Source organism: Mycobacterium ahvazicum, assembly GCF_900176255.2.
Classification (GTDB): Bacteria; Actinomycetota; Actinomycetes; order Mycobacteriales; family Mycobacteriaceae; genus Mycobacterium; species Mycobacterium ahvazicum.
This window is the reverse complement of record NZ_FXEG02000002.1, coordinates 925,114-941,805: the sequence shown is the minus strand read 5'-3', so window position 1 is coordinate 941,805 and position 16,692 is coordinate 925,114. Positions and strand designations below refer to the sequence as shown.

18 protein-coding genes are annotated in these 16,692 nt (G+C 65.2%); 12 read left to right on the top strand and 6 right to left on the bottom strand.

Annotation, left to right across the window (positions count from 1 at the left end; genetic code table 11):
* Nucleotides 1–27: 27 nt before the first annotated feature.
* Entirely contained in the window at nt 28–783 is a 756-nt protein-coding gene (locus tag MAAFP003_RS06735; protein ID WP_096285523.1) for an STAS domain-containing protein, read from the bottom strand.
* The gene (locus MAAFP003_RS06730; protein WP_096285522.1) at nt 770–1,792 is read right to left on the bottom strand and encodes a chemotaxis protein CheB; all 1,023 of its coding nucleotides are present in this window, start codon (nt 1,790–1,792) and stop codon (nt 770–772) included. The genes MAAFP003_RS06735 and MAAFP003_RS06730 overlap by 14 nt, the downstream gene beginning before the upstream one ends.
* A 130-nt stretch (nt 1,793–1,922) precedes the next feature.
* On the opposite strand from MAAFP003_RS06730, the gene MAAFP003_RS06725 reads away from it, so the two are divergent.
* Nucleotides 1,923–2,180 carry a DUF7218 family protein gene (locus MAAFP003_RS06725; protein WP_096290922.1) on the top strand — a complete coding sequence of 86 codons (258 nt, stop codon included), beginning with the start codon at nt 1,923–1,925 and terminating at the stop codon, nt 2,178–2,180.
* 10 nt (nt 2,181–2,190) lie between these two features.
* On the opposite strand, the gene MAAFP003_RS06720 is transcribed toward MAAFP003_RS06725, so the two are convergent.
* Nucleotides 2,191–2,766, bottom strand: a complete 576-nt coding sequence (locus MAAFP003_RS06720; RefSeq protein ID WP_096285520.1) for a nucleotidyltransferase — start codon at nt 2,764–2,766, stop codon at nt 2,191–2,193.
* Between the two features lie 83 nt (nt 2,767–2,849).
* On the opposite strand from MAAFP003_RS06720, the gene MAAFP003_RS06715 reads away from it, so the two are divergent.
* Genes MAAFP003_RS06715 through MAAFP003_RS06695 form a run of 5 tightly spaced genes read left to right on the top strand, consistent with a single transcriptional unit; the run spans nt 2,850 to nt 6,694 of the window.
* On the top strand, nt 2,850–3,566 hold the full coding sequence (locus MAAFP003_RS06715; protein ID WP_096285518.1) for a glycosyltransferase family 2 protein: 717 nt from the start codon (nt 2,850–2,852) through the stop codon (nt 3,564–3,566).
* Nucleotides 3,563–4,504 carry an acyl-CoA dehydrogenase family protein gene (locus tag MAAFP003_RS06710; RefSeq protein WP_096285516.1) on the top strand — a complete coding sequence of 314 codons (942 nt, stop codon included), beginning with the start codon at nt 3,563–3,565 and terminating at the stop codon, nt 4,502–4,504. Before MAAFP003_RS06715 ends, MAAFP003_RS06710 begins: the two co-directional genes overlap by 4 nt.
* 7 nt (nt 4,505–4,511) lie before the next feature.
* Nucleotides 4,512–5,282 (top strand): PIG-L deacetylase family protein, encoded by a 771-nt coding sequence (locus MAAFP003_RS06705; protein WP_096285514.1) that lies wholly within the window; start codon nt 4,512–4,514, stop codon nt 5,280–5,282.
* Nucleotides 5,283–5,314: 32 nt separating this feature from the next.
* A complete protein-coding gene (locus MAAFP003_RS06700) occupies nt 5,315–5,905 on the top strand; it encodes an SAM-dependent methyltransferase (RefSeq protein ID WP_096285512.1) in 591 nt (196 codons plus the stop codon).
* Nucleotides 5,906–5,929: 24 nt separating this feature from the next.
* Entirely contained in the window at nt 5,930–6,694 is a 765-nt protein-coding gene (locus MAAFP003_RS06695; RefSeq protein WP_096285510.1) for an endonuclease/exonuclease/phosphatase family protein, read from the top strand.
* A gap of 87 nt (nt 6,695–6,781) precedes the next feature.
* On the opposite strand, the gene MAAFP003_RS06690 is transcribed toward MAAFP003_RS06695, so the two are convergent.
* Nucleotides 6,782–7,087: a DUF3349 domain-containing protein gene (locus MAAFP003_RS06690; protein WP_243393800.1), complete on the bottom strand. Its 306-nt coding sequence runs from the start codon at nt 7,085–7,087 to the stop codon at nt 6,782–6,784.
* Between the two features lie 161 nt (nt 7,088–7,248).
* A complete protein-coding gene (gene mbp1 / locus MAAFP003_RS06685) occupies nt 7,249–7,485 on the bottom strand; it encodes a microaggregate-binding protein 1 (protein WP_096285508.1) in 237 nt (78 codons plus the stop codon).
* A gap of 307 nt (nt 7,486–7,792) precedes the next feature.
* Between mbp1 and MAAFP003_RS06680 the strand changes: the two genes are divergently transcribed.
* The 6 genes from MAAFP003_RS06680 to MAAFP003_RS06655 all read left to right on the top strand — a co-directional run bounded on the left by MAAFP003_RS06680 (nt 7,793) and on the right by MAAFP003_RS06655 (nt 16,039).
* A complete protein-coding gene (locus MAAFP003_RS06680) occupies nt 7,793–8,587 on the top strand; it encodes an SDR family oxidoreductase (RefSeq protein ID WP_243393799.1) in 795 nt (264 codons plus the stop codon).
* Between the two features lie 118 nt (nt 8,588–8,705).
* On the top strand, nt 8,706–9,710 hold the full coding sequence (locus MAAFP003_RS06675; protein ID WP_165796375.1) for an SDR family oxidoreductase: 1,005 nt from the start codon (nt 8,706–8,708) through the stop codon (nt 9,708–9,710).
* A gap of 51 nt (nt 9,711–9,761) precedes the next feature.
* Nucleotides 9,762–11,555, top strand: a complete 1,794-nt coding sequence (locus tag MAAFP003_RS06670; protein WP_096285504.1) for a thiamine pyrophosphate-requiring protein — start codon at nt 9,762–9,764, stop codon at nt 11,553–11,555.
* A 10-nt stretch (nt 11,556–11,565) separates the two neighbouring features.
* Complete coding sequence (locus tag MAAFP003_RS06665; RefSeq protein ID WP_096285502.1) at nt 11,566–12,672, top strand: enolase C-terminal domain-like protein; 1,107 nt, start codon at nt 11,566–11,568, stop codon at nt 12,670–12,672.
* Nucleotides 12,673–12,692: 20 nt separating this feature from the next.
* Nucleotides 12,693–15,620 carry an FAD-binding and (Fe-S)-binding domain-containing protein gene (locus tag MAAFP003_RS06660; protein ID WP_096285501.1) on the top strand — a complete coding sequence of 976 codons (2,928 nt, stop codon included), beginning with the start codon at nt 12,693–12,695 and terminating at the stop codon, nt 15,618–15,620.
* Nucleotides 15,617–16,039 (top strand): anti-sigma factor antagonist, encoded by a 423-nt coding sequence (locus MAAFP003_RS06655; RefSeq protein WP_096285499.1) that lies wholly within the window; start codon nt 15,617–15,619, stop codon nt 16,037–16,039. Before MAAFP003_RS06660 ends, MAAFP003_RS06655 begins: the two co-directional genes overlap by 4 nt.
* Here MAAFP003_RS06655 and MAAFP003_RS06650 read toward each other — a convergent pair.
* Complete coding sequence (locus tag MAAFP003_RS06650) at nt 16,028–16,690, bottom strand: UdgX family uracil-DNA binding protein (protein WP_096285497.1); 663 nt, start codon at nt 16,688–16,690, stop codon at nt 16,028–16,030. The genes MAAFP003_RS06655 and MAAFP003_RS06650 overlap by 12 nt on opposite strands.
* Nucleotides 16,691–16,692: the final 2 nt, after the last annotated feature.

Sequence of the window (16,692 nt, the reverse complement as noted above, 5' to 3'; positions counted from 1 at the left end):
TTGAGGACTTGAACACTACTCGCGGTGCTAGAGCTCGTTTTCGCGACCGACCAGTGCCCAAACCGCCTTGCCCGACGAGGTGGGAGTGCTGCCCCATGCACGGCACAGCGCCGAGACGATGGATAGACCCGAAAGGGTCGCGGTGCCGGCGTCGGTTTCGAGCCGGCCCGCCGGCTCCGTGCTGTCATCTTCGACTGCGACCGTGACGGTGTCCCGATAGCTCTCGACGATCAGCACCGGCGCGCTGTCCGTGTGGTCGAGGACATTCTCGACGAAGACCGTCGCCACCGTGCCCGCAACCGGAATCAGGTGACCCTGGGCCCACCCGGTCAGCCACTCGGAGATCAATGCGCGGGCCAAGCCCACGCTGACCGCCCTGGCGGGAAGCTGTGTCCGCGCCCGGCGGCGGCCGTCACATGACCGATCCAGCACGGCGTCGGCCGCGGCCTGGTGGTCGCCGTACACCGGCACGTACCGGGAGACACCGTTAGCGCTGATCGCGCGCCGAGACCGCAGGCTTTCACACACCAGCAGGATCGGCACGTCCGGCCAGGTGCTGACATGCCAACGAGCGCTGGTGAACACCGACCACGCGGAGTCGGCGGGCACCGACAGCTCGTTGACATCGACGATCACCGCGCGCGGCTCGTCCAGGGCGGCTTTGATCACGGCATCACGCAAACTCCGGTAGGTGGTGCCGTCGAGCACTCCGCCGATCGTCAGGACGGCGACATCTCCGCGACGTTCAACGCCGACCTGGACGGATGAGTCAACCACCGACATCGCCCAACTCGTCTGCGCGGGAACTCGTCGCCGCCAGCCGTTCGCTGAGTATGCTCAGCGCGCGTTCGGTTTCCTCGGCCCGCGCGCTGTACCGGACAAAGAGCGGACCGTGTCCGACGCTGTCGGCCAGTTGCCGGGCCAGCTTCGCTTTTTCCTGCAGACTGCGCAGGGCGATCCACAACGCACTCTCGACTTCATCGTCGCGAGCGGCCAGCAGCGCGTCCGGCGTCCATGCGTGACCTACTCGGCAACGAAAGTGCCTCTCCCCGAGCGCAACTAGTGATCCATTGCAATCCGGACAGGTGTATCCCGACGCCGGACCAATATCTTGGGTATCGAAATTCGTCGAGAATCGGGCCGTCATCGCGATGCGATTCTCCAACTCCATCCGATTATCAGGCTCCACATTCAGCTCCTTGATCTCACGGTGCGACAGCGCTTCGAGCACTTCGCCGATGTCGGCCGCCGCAGCCTGTTGATCCAATACACCAGCGTCCTGCGCATTTCCGGGCAGCGACGGGAACAGCGCATCATCGAGCGACTGGCCGATGGTGATCCCGCCGCGCGACCGGATCGCGTCCAGCCCGAGGACGCCATCGTCGAGCACGCCCGACAGGAGCACCCCGATCGCGCGTGGCCCGAACGCCAACGCAACCGAGCGAAACAGCGCATTGATTGCTGGTCGATGACCATTCTCGGTTGGCCCGTGCGACAGCACGACGCGACAATCGTCGACCAGCAGATGACGGTCTGGCCGTGCCACGTAGATGTGGCCCGGCTCCAGCGCCGCGCCATTCTCCGCGTTGACAGCGGGCAGCGGTCCGCTGCGGTTGATGATGCGTGCCAGGATGCTCGGCGCACCGGCGGGGATGTGCAAAGTCATCAGATAGGCGTACGGCGAGTCCGTCGACAACCCGGCAGCCAGCTTCGACAGTGCCTCGACGCCACCCGCCGAGGCACCAATAGCCACCACACCGCGAAGGCCGTTGCCGGGCGCTGGACTCACCATTTTCGACTACCCCACTCAAGGATAGGTAACCGCATCGGTGATGGACAGGAGTTTCGCCGCCGTGGTTTCACCGCGGTCAAGCCGGGAATTCTGGCCAAAGTATCCCATCGATGACAGGAAGGTGACCATCGTGCCCAACCCGTCGATCAAAAACGAGAAGATGTACCGCGAGCTGCGTAAGCAGGGCAACTCCGAGGAGAAAGCGGCACGGATCTCCAACGCCGCCGCCGCTCGGGGCACGTCTTCGGTCGGCCGCAAGGGCGGCAAGTCCGGTTCGTACACCGACTGGACGGTGCCGGAGCTCAAAAAGCGCGCCAAAGAACTTGGTATGTCCGGCTATTCAGGCCTGACGAAGGACAAATTGGTCGCCAAACTGCGCAACCACTGACCGCCGGCGTTCAGCCGGTGAGCCCGAGCCGGCCGGCGAGTACCAAGAAGGCCACCGCGTAATCGTTGCCGGCGGTCTGTGATCTGATGCTGGCCCAGTCGAGCCGTTCCCGGATCGCGCGCACGTGGGGTAGCAACTTTGCGAAATCGCAGTGGTGCTCGTTGAGGGCACGCAACTTCTGGATCAACACCATGGTGGGCGGCAAGACGGGCATCGCGATTGCCAGCACGTCACGCTGCTCGGCAAAATCCAGCGTCGCCGCCTCCACCGGCTCACCGTTCACGCGGTGCAGCACGTCTACGAACGTCTCGCCAATGCAAGCCTTGAACAGCCAATCCTCCGGCGGGTTTTCGATCGTGAACCCCGCGCCGCGCAGCGTGGCGGCCGCGGCGGCCACGTCGGATTCGGCGACTACCAGATCAACGTCATGGCTGGGTTCAGGTGCGCCGTACGCCCATAACGCATAACTGCCTGCCAAGGCGAAGCGCGGACCGTTCTCCTTGAGTGCGGATGCCGCACCCCGCAACGCCTCGCGCAGTCGCGCCGAGCCGCCGTCCGATTCGATTGGTGCTGCCGTAGATGCCATGTGACTAGGTGATACCCGGCCCACGGCGCACGCAACCCGATTGTCATCTGTTTAAACAGTGGCGAATTGGGCAATCGCCAGTTATGTCTGTGCCGTCGCCTCGCAGCTACGATCGCGTCGTCGTGGTGGTCCCCGCTCACAACGAGAAGGCGCACCTCCCGGCGTGTCTGCGTGCGGTCGTGACCAGTGCGCTGTGCGTACCGATGCCGGTATCCATCGTCGTGGTTCTGGACGCCAGCGACGACGACAGCGCGCTGCTGGCCGGCGAGTATGGGCCCGATGTGCACTTCATCAGTGTCGACGCCCACAACGTGGGTGCCGCGCGGGCGGCCGGTTTCGGCTATGGCCGCTCGCTGTGTAGCGATGAAGACGAGTGCTGGTATGCCACAACGGACGCGGACAGCCGAGTCGACCCGGGCTGGCTGATCCATCAGCTCGGGGTTGGTGCGGACATGGTTCTGGGCGTGGTGCGTATCACCGACTGGCGCGAGCATTCGCCCGACACGGCGGAGCGCTACACGCAGGCCTACGAGGCTCGTCTGAGCGACCAGCACGACCACATTCACGGCGCAAACATGGGTTTCAGTGCCCGCGCGTACTGGCGGCTCGGCGGCTTCCGCGCACTGGCCTGCGGGGAGGACGTCGACCTGGTCGAGCGATTCAAAGCTGTCGGCTATCGCATTCACCGCGACACCGAGCTGTCGGTCATCACCTCGGCACGAACCCAGGCCCGAGCCCCGCACGGATTCGCCTACGAGTTAAGGCAATTGAGGAGAACGGCGGCAGGAGATCACGCGTGACCGCGGGATTGATCAAGCACTGGCTGGATTCCGGACGACTCGAACTGCCACTGCCCGCGTCGGGACGCACGCTGGAACGCTGGCAACGTCTGGCCCTGCTGGCCGAAGAAGACGTCGTTGCGGCCCGCATCGTGGAGGCCCACGTCGACGCCGTTGCGATCCTCGACGAATTAGGTGGCAAGCCACCCGATCTCGGCCAGTTGTGGGGGGTGTGGGCGGCCGAGTCACCCGATGCGGTGGTGACGGCCACCAACGTCAAGGGGGCATTCGTGCTCAACGGCACCAAGGTGTGGTGCTCGGGCGCCGGGTTCTGCACTCATGCCCTGGTGACCGCCCGGCTCGATGACGGCGAGCGAGGCCTCTTCGCGGTCGCCGTCGTCGACCCCGCGGTCAAGGCGTTGCCGTCCACGTGGTGGAACGCCGGGATGGCCGGAAGTGACACCCGGCCGGTGCAGTTCACCAACGCCCAGGCCGTGGCGATCGGCGATCCCGGTGACTATCTGAGCCGGCCCGGGTTCTGGCATGGCGCCATCGGCGTGGCGGCATGCTGGCTCGGCGGTGCCCGCCGGGTTGCCGAGCCGTTATATCGCTGTGCCGCAAGTGAATCAGCGGACGCCTACTCGTTGGCACATCTGGGTGCCGTCGACGCCGCGCTGGCGGCCGGCGAGGCGATGCTGAGCACCGCGTCAGCCCAGGTCGACGCCGACCCGTTCGACCGATCCGACAGCGCCGAGCTGCTGGCGCGCCGGGTGCGGGCGATCGTCGAACACGCCGCCGACGAGGCGATCACCCGGACCGGCCGCGCGTTGGGACCCGGCCCCCTGTGCCAGGATGGCCGCCACGCCCAGCGGGTGGCCGACTTGAGCATCTACATCCGGCAAAGCCACGCCGAGCGGGATCTGGCCGCGCTCGGGGAGCTTGCGGGGCAGCGGCGCTGAGAGTGACGTGAAGACACTGTCGACCAGCAACTGCGCCAGGTTTGCGGCCAAGCCGCTGACCCACAGCGGTACACCTGCGCCGGTGTGGCTGACCGCGCTCAACGACCAACCCGTTGCGCCACTGGATCTCACCGAGTGCCCGGGGCTGGTCGTCGTCGCACCCCATCCCGACGACGAGACACTCGGCCTGGGCGCCACGATCGCCCAGTTGGTCGCAGCCGACGTCGACGTTCAGGTCGTATCGGTCAGTGACGGCGGCGCGGCACACCCCGGAGCGACACCATTGGACCAGAAGCGCATGGAGGCGACACGACAGCACGAATTGCGCAGAGCAACAAGCATTTTGGGAGTCTCGCCACCGGTTTCGCTCGGCTTGCCGGACGGCCAGCTGGCCGACTACGAGGACAAGCTCACCGATTTGCTCGTCGAGATCCTCGATCGAGCCGACGTGCGACCCTGGTGCGCCGCCACCTGGCGAGGTGACGGACATCCCGATCACGAGGCGGTTGGACGCGCCGCCGCCACGGCCTGCGCACGCACCGACACCGTGTTGCTGGAGTATCCGATCTGGATGTGGCACTGGGCTATTCCCCACGATCCCGCGGTGCCGTGGGATCGTGCGCGTTCCTCACCGATGCCCGATTGGGCGGTGGTCCGCAAACGCCGTGCCGCGCAGTGCTTTCGCAGCCAATTCGAATCGAGCGCCGGCTCGCCACCGGTGCTGCCGACCTACGTCCTGCCGCGACTGATGGCCGTGGGCGAGGTGACGTTCCGCTGAGCGCCCGCCTCCCCGACACATATTTCAACCAGATGTATGCCGACGCCGACGATCCGTGGCAGTTATCGACGCGATGGTACGAGCAGCGCAAGTACGCGATCACGCTGGCCCTGCTGCCCAATCGCCGCTATCGGCATGCCTTCGAGCCCGGCTGTTCGATCGGGGTGCTGACCGCGCAGCTGGCACAGCGCTGTGACCACGTGACGGCGGTGGATGTGGCCGACGTGGCGGTACGTGCCGCCGAGTCACGGCTGCAGCAGGCCGGGTGCCGGGACCGGGTGACGCTGGCCCGGTCTTCTCTCGATGCTTCGTGGCCGTCCGGCCCCTTCGATCTGCTCGTGCTCAGCGAAATCGCCTACTACCTGCAAGCGGAGACGCTTGCCGCGGTGTTGACCCGGGAATGCGTTCGGCTGCAGGCCGGCGCGAATGTTGTCGCCGCACACTGGCGCCACCCGGTGGCCGACTACCCGCTTACCGGTGACGCGGCCCATGCGATCATCGCGCGAACACCGGGCCTGACATCGCTGGGCCGCTACCAGGACCGTGACGTCGTCGTCGAGGTCTTCGATACCGGCGACGGCCGCTCGGTGGCGGCACGCGAAAAAGTGCCCGGAGCCCGGTAGCGGGAAATCGGAAGCCGAAAGTCCATGCGCGTAGCGACCTTCAACATCCTGCACGGCCGCACCGTGGGCGACGGAGTCGACCCGCAGCGGCTCCTGGACTGCGTGCGACGCCTGGATCCCGACGTACTGGCGTTGCAGGAAGTCGACTGTGACCAGGAGCGGTCCTCGCGAGCCGACCTCACCGCATTGGCAGCCGAAGCGATGGGAGCAGTGGAACACCGATTCGTGGCCGCGATCTCCGGCACGCCAGGCGCGACATGGATGGCCGCCACCGGCGATGAACAACCCGGGACCGCTGCATACGGAATCGCGCTGCTGTCCCGATTCCCCGCGGCCAGTTGGCAAGTCGTGCGTCTGCCCCGGATTCCGATGCGATTTCCGATGTACCTGCCCGGTCCCAACCGGGTGATGGTCGTCGACGAAGAACCCCGAGCGGCCGTCATTGCCCGGCTGGACACACCATTAGGTCCGCTGACCGTGGCCAACACGCATCTGTCCTTCGTGCCCGGCTGGAACCGGCGCCAATTGCGCCGCCTGATCCACGATTTGCGCGGATTTCCCGGTCCGCGGCTACTGACCGGTGACCTCAACATGACGCCGCCGGCACTGCATCGCTGGTCGGGCATGCGGGCGCTCGCGACGGCCGACACGTTTCCCGCGGAGGTCCCGGACCGCCAGCTCGACCACATCCTGACCGATGACCGCGACCTGTGCGGCACCACGATTGAGACCGAGCCGATGTCGATCTCCGATCATCGGCCGCTGGTGGTCGACCTCGATCGCGAGTGACTGCCCGTTTGGCGCGACAGCCAACGCTGCCGCGCTATACCCGGCTACGAATAGCACTGGCGCACAGACGTTCTCGAATCAACCTGATTATCCGTCGTGAGCAATCGTATCCGGCCCGCCAATCGCAATGAGTCGCCGCCGGACCCGCTCGATGTCTTCGGGCAAGGGCATTTCATGGATGTTCCGGGTGATCTCCACGCCGATATCGGCGTCATCGACCGGACACCCGCGCACCGAGAGGTCCCAGGCGATTTCGCAGACTTCGTCCTCGGAGATGCGGCGCGGCAATAAGGCCAGCAGCGAAAGGTAGCCAACCGGCGGCGCGCAGGTGGGGTACCCATTCCGGAGAAAAGTGAGAATGCCCGACATTCGATGGCCCATCTTCTCCCTCACCTCACTGTCCCCGGCGCGGGCCCGGTGTCCGCGGTTCCTGCCAGGGATAACCCGGAGTCGAGGGTTGAAACCATCGACCGGACAGTTCGTTGCCGATACCTGCACTACGCGCCAAATGGGGCCGGCGCAACATTGCGCCGGCCCCACTCGAGTCTGGCGAATTACTGGTGCTCTTTTTGGCGCTCTTCGGCGGCCTTGGCGCCGCCACGCGCGGCATCGGCTTCGGCTTCCTTCTTTGCCGCGTCGCGCTGAGCATCGGCCTTGTCCTGCTGGGCCTTACCCTCTTCTACGACGTCGTCGCGACCCACCAGGGTCCCGCCGACCTCTTTGGCCTTGCCCTTGATGCCCTCGACGGCTCCCTTGATGCCTTCTTCTGGACCACTGTTCTGATCGCCCATAGCTCGATCCTCCCTGGTGTTGGTGAGCTTGCGCTCGCTTCATCGCGAACCGATTGACCAACTCGTCTGGACTGGCGCAAGAGGCGTGACCACACAAGCCATCTGCCATTTCGATCAATTCGTCCGCACGTTACGACTTCCCACCACGTCGCCCGCCAAACGGCCGCCGCGCAATCCGATCAGTCTCGCCTGGTCAACGGGCCGATGGGAGCCGGTCCAATTCGTCAGTTTGGACAGCTGTTTCCGGGGTACCGCAGTCCTGCCCGCCGGACGACCGAGAGCAGGTGCCGCCACGACCACCATCGCAGTGATCGGAGCCACCGGCACGGCCGGGTCCCGCGTCGCCGCCAGACTGCGCGGTCGCGGCGTCACGGTGGTCGAAGCCTCGCGTGGTGGCGGCGTAGACCTCGTTACCGGGCATGGTCTCGCCGACGCGCTCGAGGGCGTCGACGTCGTCATCGACGTGAGCGACCCGGTCCCCGACCATGCGCACGCCGATATTGTGCACACACTCAACACCGCATATCGCAACTTGGTAATGGTGTGCAGCGCCAAAGGAATCCAGCGATTGGTCGTGTCGACGATCGCCGGCATCGAGGACCCCGTGTTCGACGAGTTTCCCTACTTCGTCGCCAAACGGGCCGCGCACGACGTAGTGCTCGCAGGGCCGGTGCCGGCCACCATCGTGCGGTCCACGCAATGGTTCGAATTCGCTACCAACCCGGCCGCGGTGGACTTCGACGACGGTCACGTCATTGCCCAGGACTGGTTGATTCAGCCGGTCGCGGCCGACACCGTCGCCGACGTGCTCGTCGAAGCCGCTCTGGGGCAGACACGTACCCCGCGCACAATCACCGGTCCGGAAGCCATCCGGTTGCCCCGACTGGTATCGAAGCTGCTCGCCGCACAAGGCGATGACCGCGCGGTACGCGTCACAGAGCCCGAGCTTGGCGCGCTGGCGACGGGAGCGCTGTTGGCGCCCGATCACGCGATAGTGCTTGGTCCGGACGTCGATAGCTGGCTGGACGGGGTGACACTCGACGGCCAGGCCACAGCGCCGCCGGCGGCCGCCGCCAAGGATGTGAGCCGACCGGACAGCTAGTCGTTCTCGGACTGATTTTTTTACGAACAGTCACAGGTTTGAACTACGCATAACCAGAAATATTGCGGGTACCTCGACACGCGTGCGACGAGTCGCAGACGCCCATCCGGGTCAGAACGTGGTGGTCACTGGTGCCAGTGGCGGAATCGGGCGCGCATCGGCGGTGGCGTTCGGCGCACAGGGCGCGAACGTCGGCCTGGTCGCGCGGGGCGAGAAGGGTTTGGCCGGCGCGGCCCGCGACGTCGAGGCGGCCGGCGGTAAGGCCTACGTGATACCCATCGACGTGGCCGATCCCGACCAGTGCGAGGCGGCCGCCGAGACGGCCGAGCGAGCGTTCGGGCCGACGGATGTGTGGGTGAATGTTGCTTTCACATCGGTGTTTTCCCCGTTTTGGGAAATCACCCCCGCCGAGTACCGGCGCGTCACCGAAGTGAGCTATCTGGGTTATGTCTACGCGACGATGGCGGCGTTGCGGCGAATGCGCCCACGCAACGCCGGCACAATCGTGCAAGTCGGCTCCGCGCTCGCCTACCGTGGCATTCCGCTGCAAACCGCATACTGCGGCGCCAAGCACGCGATTCAAGGATTTCACGAGGCGTTGCGCTGCGAGCTGTTGCATGAGCGCAGCAACGTCCACGTCACGATGGTGCAAATGCCGGCGGTGAACACACCGCAATTCTCCTGGGTACTTTCACGGCTGCCCAAGCAAGCGCAGCCAGTTCCGCCGATCTATCAGCCCGAGGTGGCCGCGCGAGCGGTGCTGTACGCGGCGAATCATCCTCGGCGGCGCGAGTATTGGGTGGGCAGCAGCACGATGGGCACGCTGGCAGGCAATGCGATAGCTCCCGGTCTGTTGGATCGCTACTTGGCCCGAACCGGTTTCGGCTCTCAGCAGACCGATCGTGACCGTCAGGCGGATCAGCCGGCCAATCTGTGGCATCCCGCCGACGGTAGCGAAGGCCACGACTACGGCGCCCATGGCATCTTCGACGACCGGTCCAAGGGTCGTAGCCGTCAGCTGTGGGCTTCGCACCACCACGGTGTTCTCGGCGCCGGCGCAGCCGCGGCCCTCGCGGCGGCGGCCGGAGTCGCCACACGCAGGCTGCGGCGGTGGTGCCGGTGAGCACCTGTTTTGAGCCCTGTCATCGAACTGTTGCGTCTAGGAAGGAAACGAATGGCCAAGCAAGAGGTGAGTGACTACCTACTGGAGCGACTGCGCGCCTGGGGCGTTCAACATGTGTTCGGCTATCCCGGGGACGGTATCAACGGAATCCTTGCCGCGTGGGGTCGCGCCGACAACGAACCCAAGTTCGTCCAGTCGCGTCACGAGGAGATGAGCGCCTTCGAGGCGGTCGGCTACGCGAAGTTCACCGGCCGGATTGGAGTGTGCATGGGCACCTCGGGGCCCGGTGCGATCCACCTGCTCAACGGTCTCTACGACGCCAAGCTCGACCACGTTCCGGTGGTGGCCATTGTCGGACAAACCAACCGAAGCGCGATGGGCGGGTCCTACCAGCAAGAGGTCGACCTGCTAAGCCTGTTCAAAGACGTCGCCAGTGACTACGTCCAAATGGTCACCGTCCCAGAACAATTGCCTAATGTGCTGGACCGTGCCATCCGCGTGGCGCTGGCGCAGCGCGCCCCGACAGCACTGATCATTCCTGCCGATGTGCAAGAGCTGCCGTATTCGGCACCCACCCACGCCTTCAAAATGGTGCCGTCCAGCCTTGGTGTCGAGTGGCCGGCCATTTCCCCCGACGATGCCGCGATCGCTCGTGCGGCCGAGATACTCAACGCGGGCAAGAAAGTTGCCATGCTGGTGGGAACCGGCGCGCGAGGGGCACGCGCTGAGGTCACCGAGGTCGCGGAGCTGCTTGGCGCCGGCGCAGCCAAGGCACTCTTGGGCAAAGACGTTCTCTCCGACGAATTACCTTGGGTCACAGGATCTATCGGCCTGCTGGGGACGCGGCCCAGCTACGAGCTGATGCGCGACTGCGACACCCTGCTGACTGTGGGGTCAAGCTTTCCCTACACCCAGTTCATGCCGGAGTTCGGGCAATGCCGGGCGGTCCAGATCGACGTCGACGGCCGGTTCATCGGAATGCGCTACCCGTATGAGGTCAATGTGGTCGCCGACGCAAAGTCCGCGCTGCAGGCCCTGATTCCCCAGCTGAAGCGTAAGGAAGACCGGTCCTGGCGCGAAGGCATCGAGAAGAACGTATCGCGATGGTGGGAAACCATGGATAAGGAGGCGCATGTCAGTGCCCACCCGATTAACCCGCTGCGACTATTCTCTGAGCTCTCCCCTCAGCTGCCCGACGACGCGATCGTGACGGCGGATTCCGGCTCGGCCGCCAACTGGTACGCACGAAACCTGAAGTTCCGCGGGAACATTCGCGGATCACTGTCCGGAAACCTGGCGACGATGGGCCCCGGTGTCCCCTATGCGATCGGAGCGAAATTCGCTCACCCGCAACGGCCTGTGATCGCATTCGCCGGCGACGGCGCGATGCAGATGAACGGCATGGCCGAGCTGATCACGATCAAGCGGTACTGGCAGGAGTGGGAAGATCCGCGTCTGATCGTGGCCATCCTGCACAACAACGACCTCAACCAGGTCACCTGGGAAATGCGCGCGATGGCCGGAGCTCCGAAATTTGCGGAATCGCAGGTACTTCCCGATGTCGACTTTGCCGCATTCGCGTCCGGGCTGGGACTCAACGCGTTGGCGATCAAGGATCCCGAAGAACTGGCGAATGCCTGGCGTGAGGCTCTCTCGGCCGACCGTCCCACCGTGCTCGACGTCTACACCGACCCCGACATGCCGCCGATCCCGCCGCACGCCACCTGGGAACAGTTCAAGGCGACCACCGCCGCGGTGCTGGCCGGTGACGAGGACCGCATCGGGTTCGTCAAGGAGGGCCTGAAGACCAAGGCCCAGGAGTTCTTACCGCACAAGAACAGTTGACTTCGGGGCCATGTCTAGCGACTGGACGATCGCGGAAGTGAAGGCCGGAGCGTATACCATTCCGACTGACGCGCCCGAGGCCGATGGCACACTGAGCTGGAACACCACCACACTCATCGTCGTTCAGGCTCATAGTGCCGAGACCGTCGGCACTGGATGGACCTATGGCAGCCCCGCGTGTGTGCCCGTGGTCAATGGTCTACTTGCGGATGTCGTGGTCGGCCGTGCCGCCCTGGACGTCACTGCGGCCTCCGACGCAATGGTCAAATCGCTGCGCAACGTGGGCCGCCAAGGTATTGGTGGACAAGCGCTTTCCGCGGTGGACATCGCCTTATGGGACCTCAAAGCCCGCCTGCTGGATTTACCGCTGCATCGCCTGCTTGGTGCGGTGCGCGACACCGTGGCGGTCTACGGCAGCGGTGGATTCACGTGCTATGACGACCATCAGCTGCGCGAGCAGCTCACCGGCTGGACGCAGCGGCTGCAGATTCCCCGAGTGAAGATCAAAATAGGTGAATCGTGGGGCACCTGCACCGACCGCGACTTGGCCCGGATGGTCCAGGCGCGTAACGCTATCGGCGACGCGGTCGAACTGTACGTCGATGCCAACGGCGCGTATACGCGCAAGCAAGCGATCCGGGTGGTGGCCGATGCAGCCGATCTGGAAGTGCGGTGGTTCGAAGAGCCGGTGTCCTCCGACGATCTCGACGGGCTGCGCGCGGTATCGGGGTCGGTGCACGCCGACGTGGCCGCCGGCGAATACGGCTACGACCTCCCCTATTTCCGCCGAATGTGTCAGGCGCAGGCAGTGGACTGCTTGCAGGCCGACGCGTCGCGTTGCGGGGGCATTACCGAGTGGCTGCGCGTGGCGGCAGTAGCGGCCGCCTACGGGCTGGATGTCTCCGCGCATTGCGCACCGAATTTACACCTGCACGCGGCGGCGGCTACGCCCAATCTGCGCCACCTGGAATGGTTTCACGACCACACTCGCATCGAGCTGATGGCTTTCGACGGAACCACGTTGCCGCTCGGCGGAGCGCTGCGGCCCGATCCCGATGCGCCGGGCCACGGATTCACTCTTCGCGCAGCGGACATCGAAAAATACCGAGACGACTGAATTTTCGACGAGGAGCTGACATGCCGGCCAAACACGCACACCGCGCACCGAAATTGTTCGACGCGCTGGCCGATGACCTGCGCGCCAATGTCGACGCCGAGATCCGGTTCGATCCCGGCTCGCGGGCGGCCTACTCCACCGACGCGTCGAACTACCGGCAAGTGCCGATCGGCGTCGTGGTACCGCGCACCCCCGATGCTGGTGCCGATGCGATTGGCGTGTGCCGCCGGCACGATGTGCCGGTGCTGTCCCGAGGCGGCGGCACCAGTCTGGCCGGGCAGTGCTGTAACGCCGCAGTGGTGATCGATTGGAGCAAGTACTGCACCAGGGTGGGTTCGGTGGACACCGACGCCGGAATTGCGGTGGTGCAACCGGGAATCAAGCTCGACGTGCTCAACGACCATCTGGCGTCGTCGGGCTGGATGGTAGGTCCAAAACCATCCACTCACGTCAGCTGTGCGATCGGCGGCATGATCGGCAACAACTCCTGCGGCTCCACCGCCCAGGCCTACGGCAAAATGGTCGACTCGGTACGCCGGCTGGAAGTGCTGACCTACGACGGGCTGCGAATGTGGGTCGGCCCAACCAGCGACGAAGAATTTGCGAGAATCCTCGACCAACACGATCGGCGAGCCGAGATCTACCGGGGCCTGAGGGCAATTGCCGAAGAGTACGCCGACGACATCCGCTCGACATACCCGAACATCCCGAGACGCGTTTCTGGCTATAACCTTGATTCGCTGTTGCCGGAGAACGGGTTTGACGTCGCCAGGGCCTTGGTGGGCTCGGAGAGCACGCTGGTTACGGTGCTGCGCGCGGAGCTGCAGCTGGTGCGCGTGCCGGCGGCCAGCGCGCTGGCGGTGATCGGCTTCGATGACATCGGATCCGCCGCTGACGCGGTACCCGCCGTGCTCAAGCATGAGCCCTCCGCGCTGGAGGGTCTGGATCACCGCCTGGTCGAGCTGGAGCACTCGAGGCGGTTGGCCGAGAAGGCGCTGCGCCAGCTGCCGGATGGCAACGCGTGGTTGATGGTTCAGCTGGACGGCGACAACCAGGACGAGGCGGATCGCAAGGCCAAGGCCATGATCGATGCGCTGCACAAGGTCGAGCACAATGGCGTCACCGTGTTGGACGACCCAACCCGCAAAAAGGAAGTCTGGGCAGCGCGCGAGGCCGGATTGGGGGCCACCGCGTATCCGCCCAACGAGCCCGAGACCCACGAGGGATGGGAAGACGCCGCGGTACCGCCAGACCGCCTCGGCGACTATCTGCGCGACTTTCACCGGTTGCTCGACCGTTACGACTACGGAACGTCTTCGCTCTATGGGCACTTCGGGCAGGGCTGCGTGCACACGAGGATCCCGTTCGATTTGCGAACAGCGGAAGGCATTGCCAAATACCGTGCCTTCGTACAAGATTCCGCGCGACTAGTGGTGGAGTACGGCGGCTCGCTATCCGGTGAGCACGGCGATGGCCAATCCCGCGGCGAGTTGTTGCCGCTCATGTTCGGCGAGCGCATCGTTGGAGCCTTCGAGCGGACCAAGGCGCTGTTCGACCCTTGTAACCGGATGAATCCCGGTAAGGTCGTGCATCCCTACAAACTCGACGAGAACCTGCGCCTGGGCGTGAATTACCGCCCGAACGAGCCGAATATCGAATTCGCCTTTCCACACGACGACCATCGATTCTCACGGGCCGCGGCGCGGTGCGTGGGGGTGGGCAAGTGCCGCGGCCACGAGTCGGGCGTGATGTGCCCGAGTTACCGCGCGACGGGCGAGGAAGAGCATTCGACCCGGGGACGGGCACGCCTGCTGTTCGAGATGGTGCAGGGTGATGTGATCACCGACGGGTGGCGCTCCAGCGAGGTTCACGATGCGCTCGATCTCTGCCTGGCCTGCAAGGGTTGCCGCAGCGACTGCCCCGTCGATGTCGACATGGCAACCTATAAGGCGGAATTTCTGTTCCATCACTACCGCGGCCGGCTACGCCCCATGGCCCACTACTCGATGGGCTGGATCCCGCTGTGGGCCCGGCTGGCCGGGGCCGCGCCGCATCTGCTGAATTCCGCGACGCATGCGCGTGGATTGGCTGCCTTGGTCAAAAAGGTTGGTGGGATTGATCCTCAGCGGCAGCTGCCGCGATTCGCGGACGAACGATTCACCACGTGGTTCTACCACTATCGACCTGCCGTCAATGCGAAACCCCGCGGCCGGGTACTGCTGTGGCCGGATACTTTCGTCAACAATTTCGAGCCCGAAGTCGGGCGCGCGGCGATCGCGGTGCTGGAAGCGGCGGGCTTCGAGGTTGAAGTGCCGAACCGAACGGTCTGTTGTGGGCTGACCTGGATCTCGACCGGTCAACTCAGGATCGCCAAACGCGTCATGCGCCGGACACTTTCCGCGCTACGCCCGGCACTTCGATCGGGCACGCCGGTGGTGGTGCTGGAACCCAGCTGTGCCGCTGTCTTTCGGTCCGATCTGCCCGAACTTCTCTACGGCGACGAGGACGCACACCGGCTTGCAGAGCAGACATTCACGCTGGGCGAGCTGTTGGCCGGCAAGGCTCCGGATTGGGAGCCACCCCGGATCGACAGCACCGCCGTCATCCAGCAGCATTGTCACCAGCACGCGGTACTCGATGCCTATGGCGATGAGCAGCATCTGCTCGCCGATGCCGGAGTGGACGCCGAGCTCCTCGATGCCGGATGTTGTGGCCTGGCAGGGAACTTCGGCTTCGAGAAGGGGCACTACGACGTTTCGGTCGCCTGCGCCGAGGACAAACTACTGCCCGCACTGCGCGACGCAGATCCGGGCGCTCTGGTGCTGGCGGACGGCTTCAGCTGCCGCACCCAGATTCGCGATCTCGCTCCCGAGCGCCGGCCGATGCACGTCGCACAAGTTCTGGCCGCCGGGCTGGCCGCCCCCGGCTCGCATACCGCGGCACCATGAATGCGGATGTCGCCCAACCGTTCACCACACGGTTGAGCTTGAGCAGCCAGCTGGTCTCCGAACTCAGCGATGCGCAGAGCAGATTGCGGGCAGTCGCCCAACGTAGCGACGTGGCGGTGGTCGTTCACGCGGGCGGAGAGGTCGACGCATTCAACGTGGACATCTGGCGTCGCCTGATTAGCGAGGCAGCCAACGCAGCTCGGTCTCCCGGGACGTTCGTCGTCGATGTCAACAGCTTGAGCTTTATGAGCTGCTGTGCGTTCGGCGTGCTGGCCGATGAAGCGCGACGATGCGACGAGCGCCGCATCGTTATGCGCCTTGTCAGCGCGGAGCCACGGGTGAAACGCTTCGTCGAAGCATGCGGGTTCGACGGCCTACTTCCGATCCATCTGACGGCCGGTGCCGCGTTAGCTTGCTGAGGGCATACCGGCTTCGCGGGCGCTGCACAGATCATCGACGAATGCGCGGTAGGCCTCGACATGACCGTCGCTGCGGTCCCGCAGCACGGCCGAAGGGTGCACGGTCGCCACGACAGCCGGCTCGGACTCCAGCCGCACGTCCACCGCCGCCGGCAACCGCAGGGGCTCTCCGCGCTGGGCGGTTACCCGAAACGATGCTCCCAGGAGGGCTTGCGCGGCCGTCGCGCCGAGGCACACGATCACCTGCGGCCGCAGCGCCTCAATCTCGGCGAGCAGCCACGGCCGGCATGCGACAACCTCGGTGCGACTGGGCTTCTGGTGGATCCGGCGTGCGCCACCCTTGCGAGTGAACTTGAAATGCTTGACCGCATTCGTCTGGTACGTCGTCGCCGGATCGATGCCGGCGTCGCCGAGGGCCCGGGCGAGTAGTCTGCCCGCTGGGCCGACGAACGGCAGGCCCGCGCGGTCCTCCTGGTCCCCGGGCTGCTCACCGACCAGCATGATCGGCGCCTCGGCCTTACCGTGGCCGAAGACGGTCTGGGTGGCGTTTTCGAAAAGTGCACAACCCTGGCATGTTTCGGCTGCTGCCGCCAGCGAACGAAGCGAACGATTCTCGGGCAGGTACCGCTCAGCACCCTTTGCGGCGGTCATGG

What these genes read in the sequence shown, in the direction of transcription:
- MAAFP003_RS06700 (WP_096285512.1), top strand. Translation starts at nt 5,315, where the DNA reads ATGTATGCCGACGCCGACGATCCGTGGCAGTTATCGACGCGATGGTAC.
- mbp1 (WP_096285508.1), bottom strand. Translation starts at nt 7,485, where the DNA reads ATGGGCGATCAGAACAGTGGTCCAGAAGAAGGCATCAAGGGAGCCGTC.
- MAAFP003_RS06650 (WP_096285497.1), bottom strand. Translation starts at nt 16,690, where the DNA reads ATGACCGCCGCAAAGGGTGCTGAGCGGTACCTGCCCGAGAATCGTTCG.
- MAAFP003_RS06735 (WP_096285523.1), bottom strand. Translation starts at nt 783, where the DNA reads ATGTCGGTGGTTGACTCATCCGTCCAGGTCGGCGTTGAACGTCGCGGA.
- MAAFP003_RS06670 (WP_096285504.1), top strand. Translation starts at nt 9,762, where the DNA reads ATGGCCAAGCAAGAGGTGAGTGACTACCTACTGGAGCGACTGCGCGCC.
- MAAFP003_RS06665 (WP_096285502.1), top strand. Translation starts at nt 11,566, where the DNA reads ATGTCTAGCGACTGGACGATCGCGGAAGTGAAGGCCGGAGCGTATACC.
- MAAFP003_RS06655 (WP_096285499.1), top strand. Translation starts at nt 15,617, where the DNA reads ATGAATGCGGATGTCGCCCAACCGTTCACCACACGGTTGAGCTTGAGC.
- MAAFP003_RS06730 (WP_096285522.1), bottom strand. Translation starts at nt 1,792, where the DNA reads ATGGTGAGTCCAGCGCCCGGCAACGGCCTTCGCGGTGTGGTGGCTATT.
- MAAFP003_RS06695 (WP_096285510.1), top strand. Translation starts at nt 5,930, where the DNA reads ATGCGCGTAGCGACCTTCAACATCCTGCACGGCCGCACCGTGGGCGAC.
- MAAFP003_RS06715 (WP_096285518.1), top strand. Translation starts at nt 2,850, where the DNA reads ATGTCTGTGCCGTCGCCTCGCAGCTACGATCGCGTCGTCGTGGTGGTC.
- MAAFP003_RS06660 (WP_096285501.1), top strand. Translation starts at nt 12,693, where the DNA reads ATGCCGGCCAAACACGCACACCGCGCACCGAAATTGTTCGACGCGCTG.
- MAAFP003_RS06720 (WP_096285520.1), bottom strand. Translation starts at nt 2,766, where the DNA reads ATGGCATCTACGGCAGCACCAATCGAATCGGACGGCGGCTCGGCGCGA.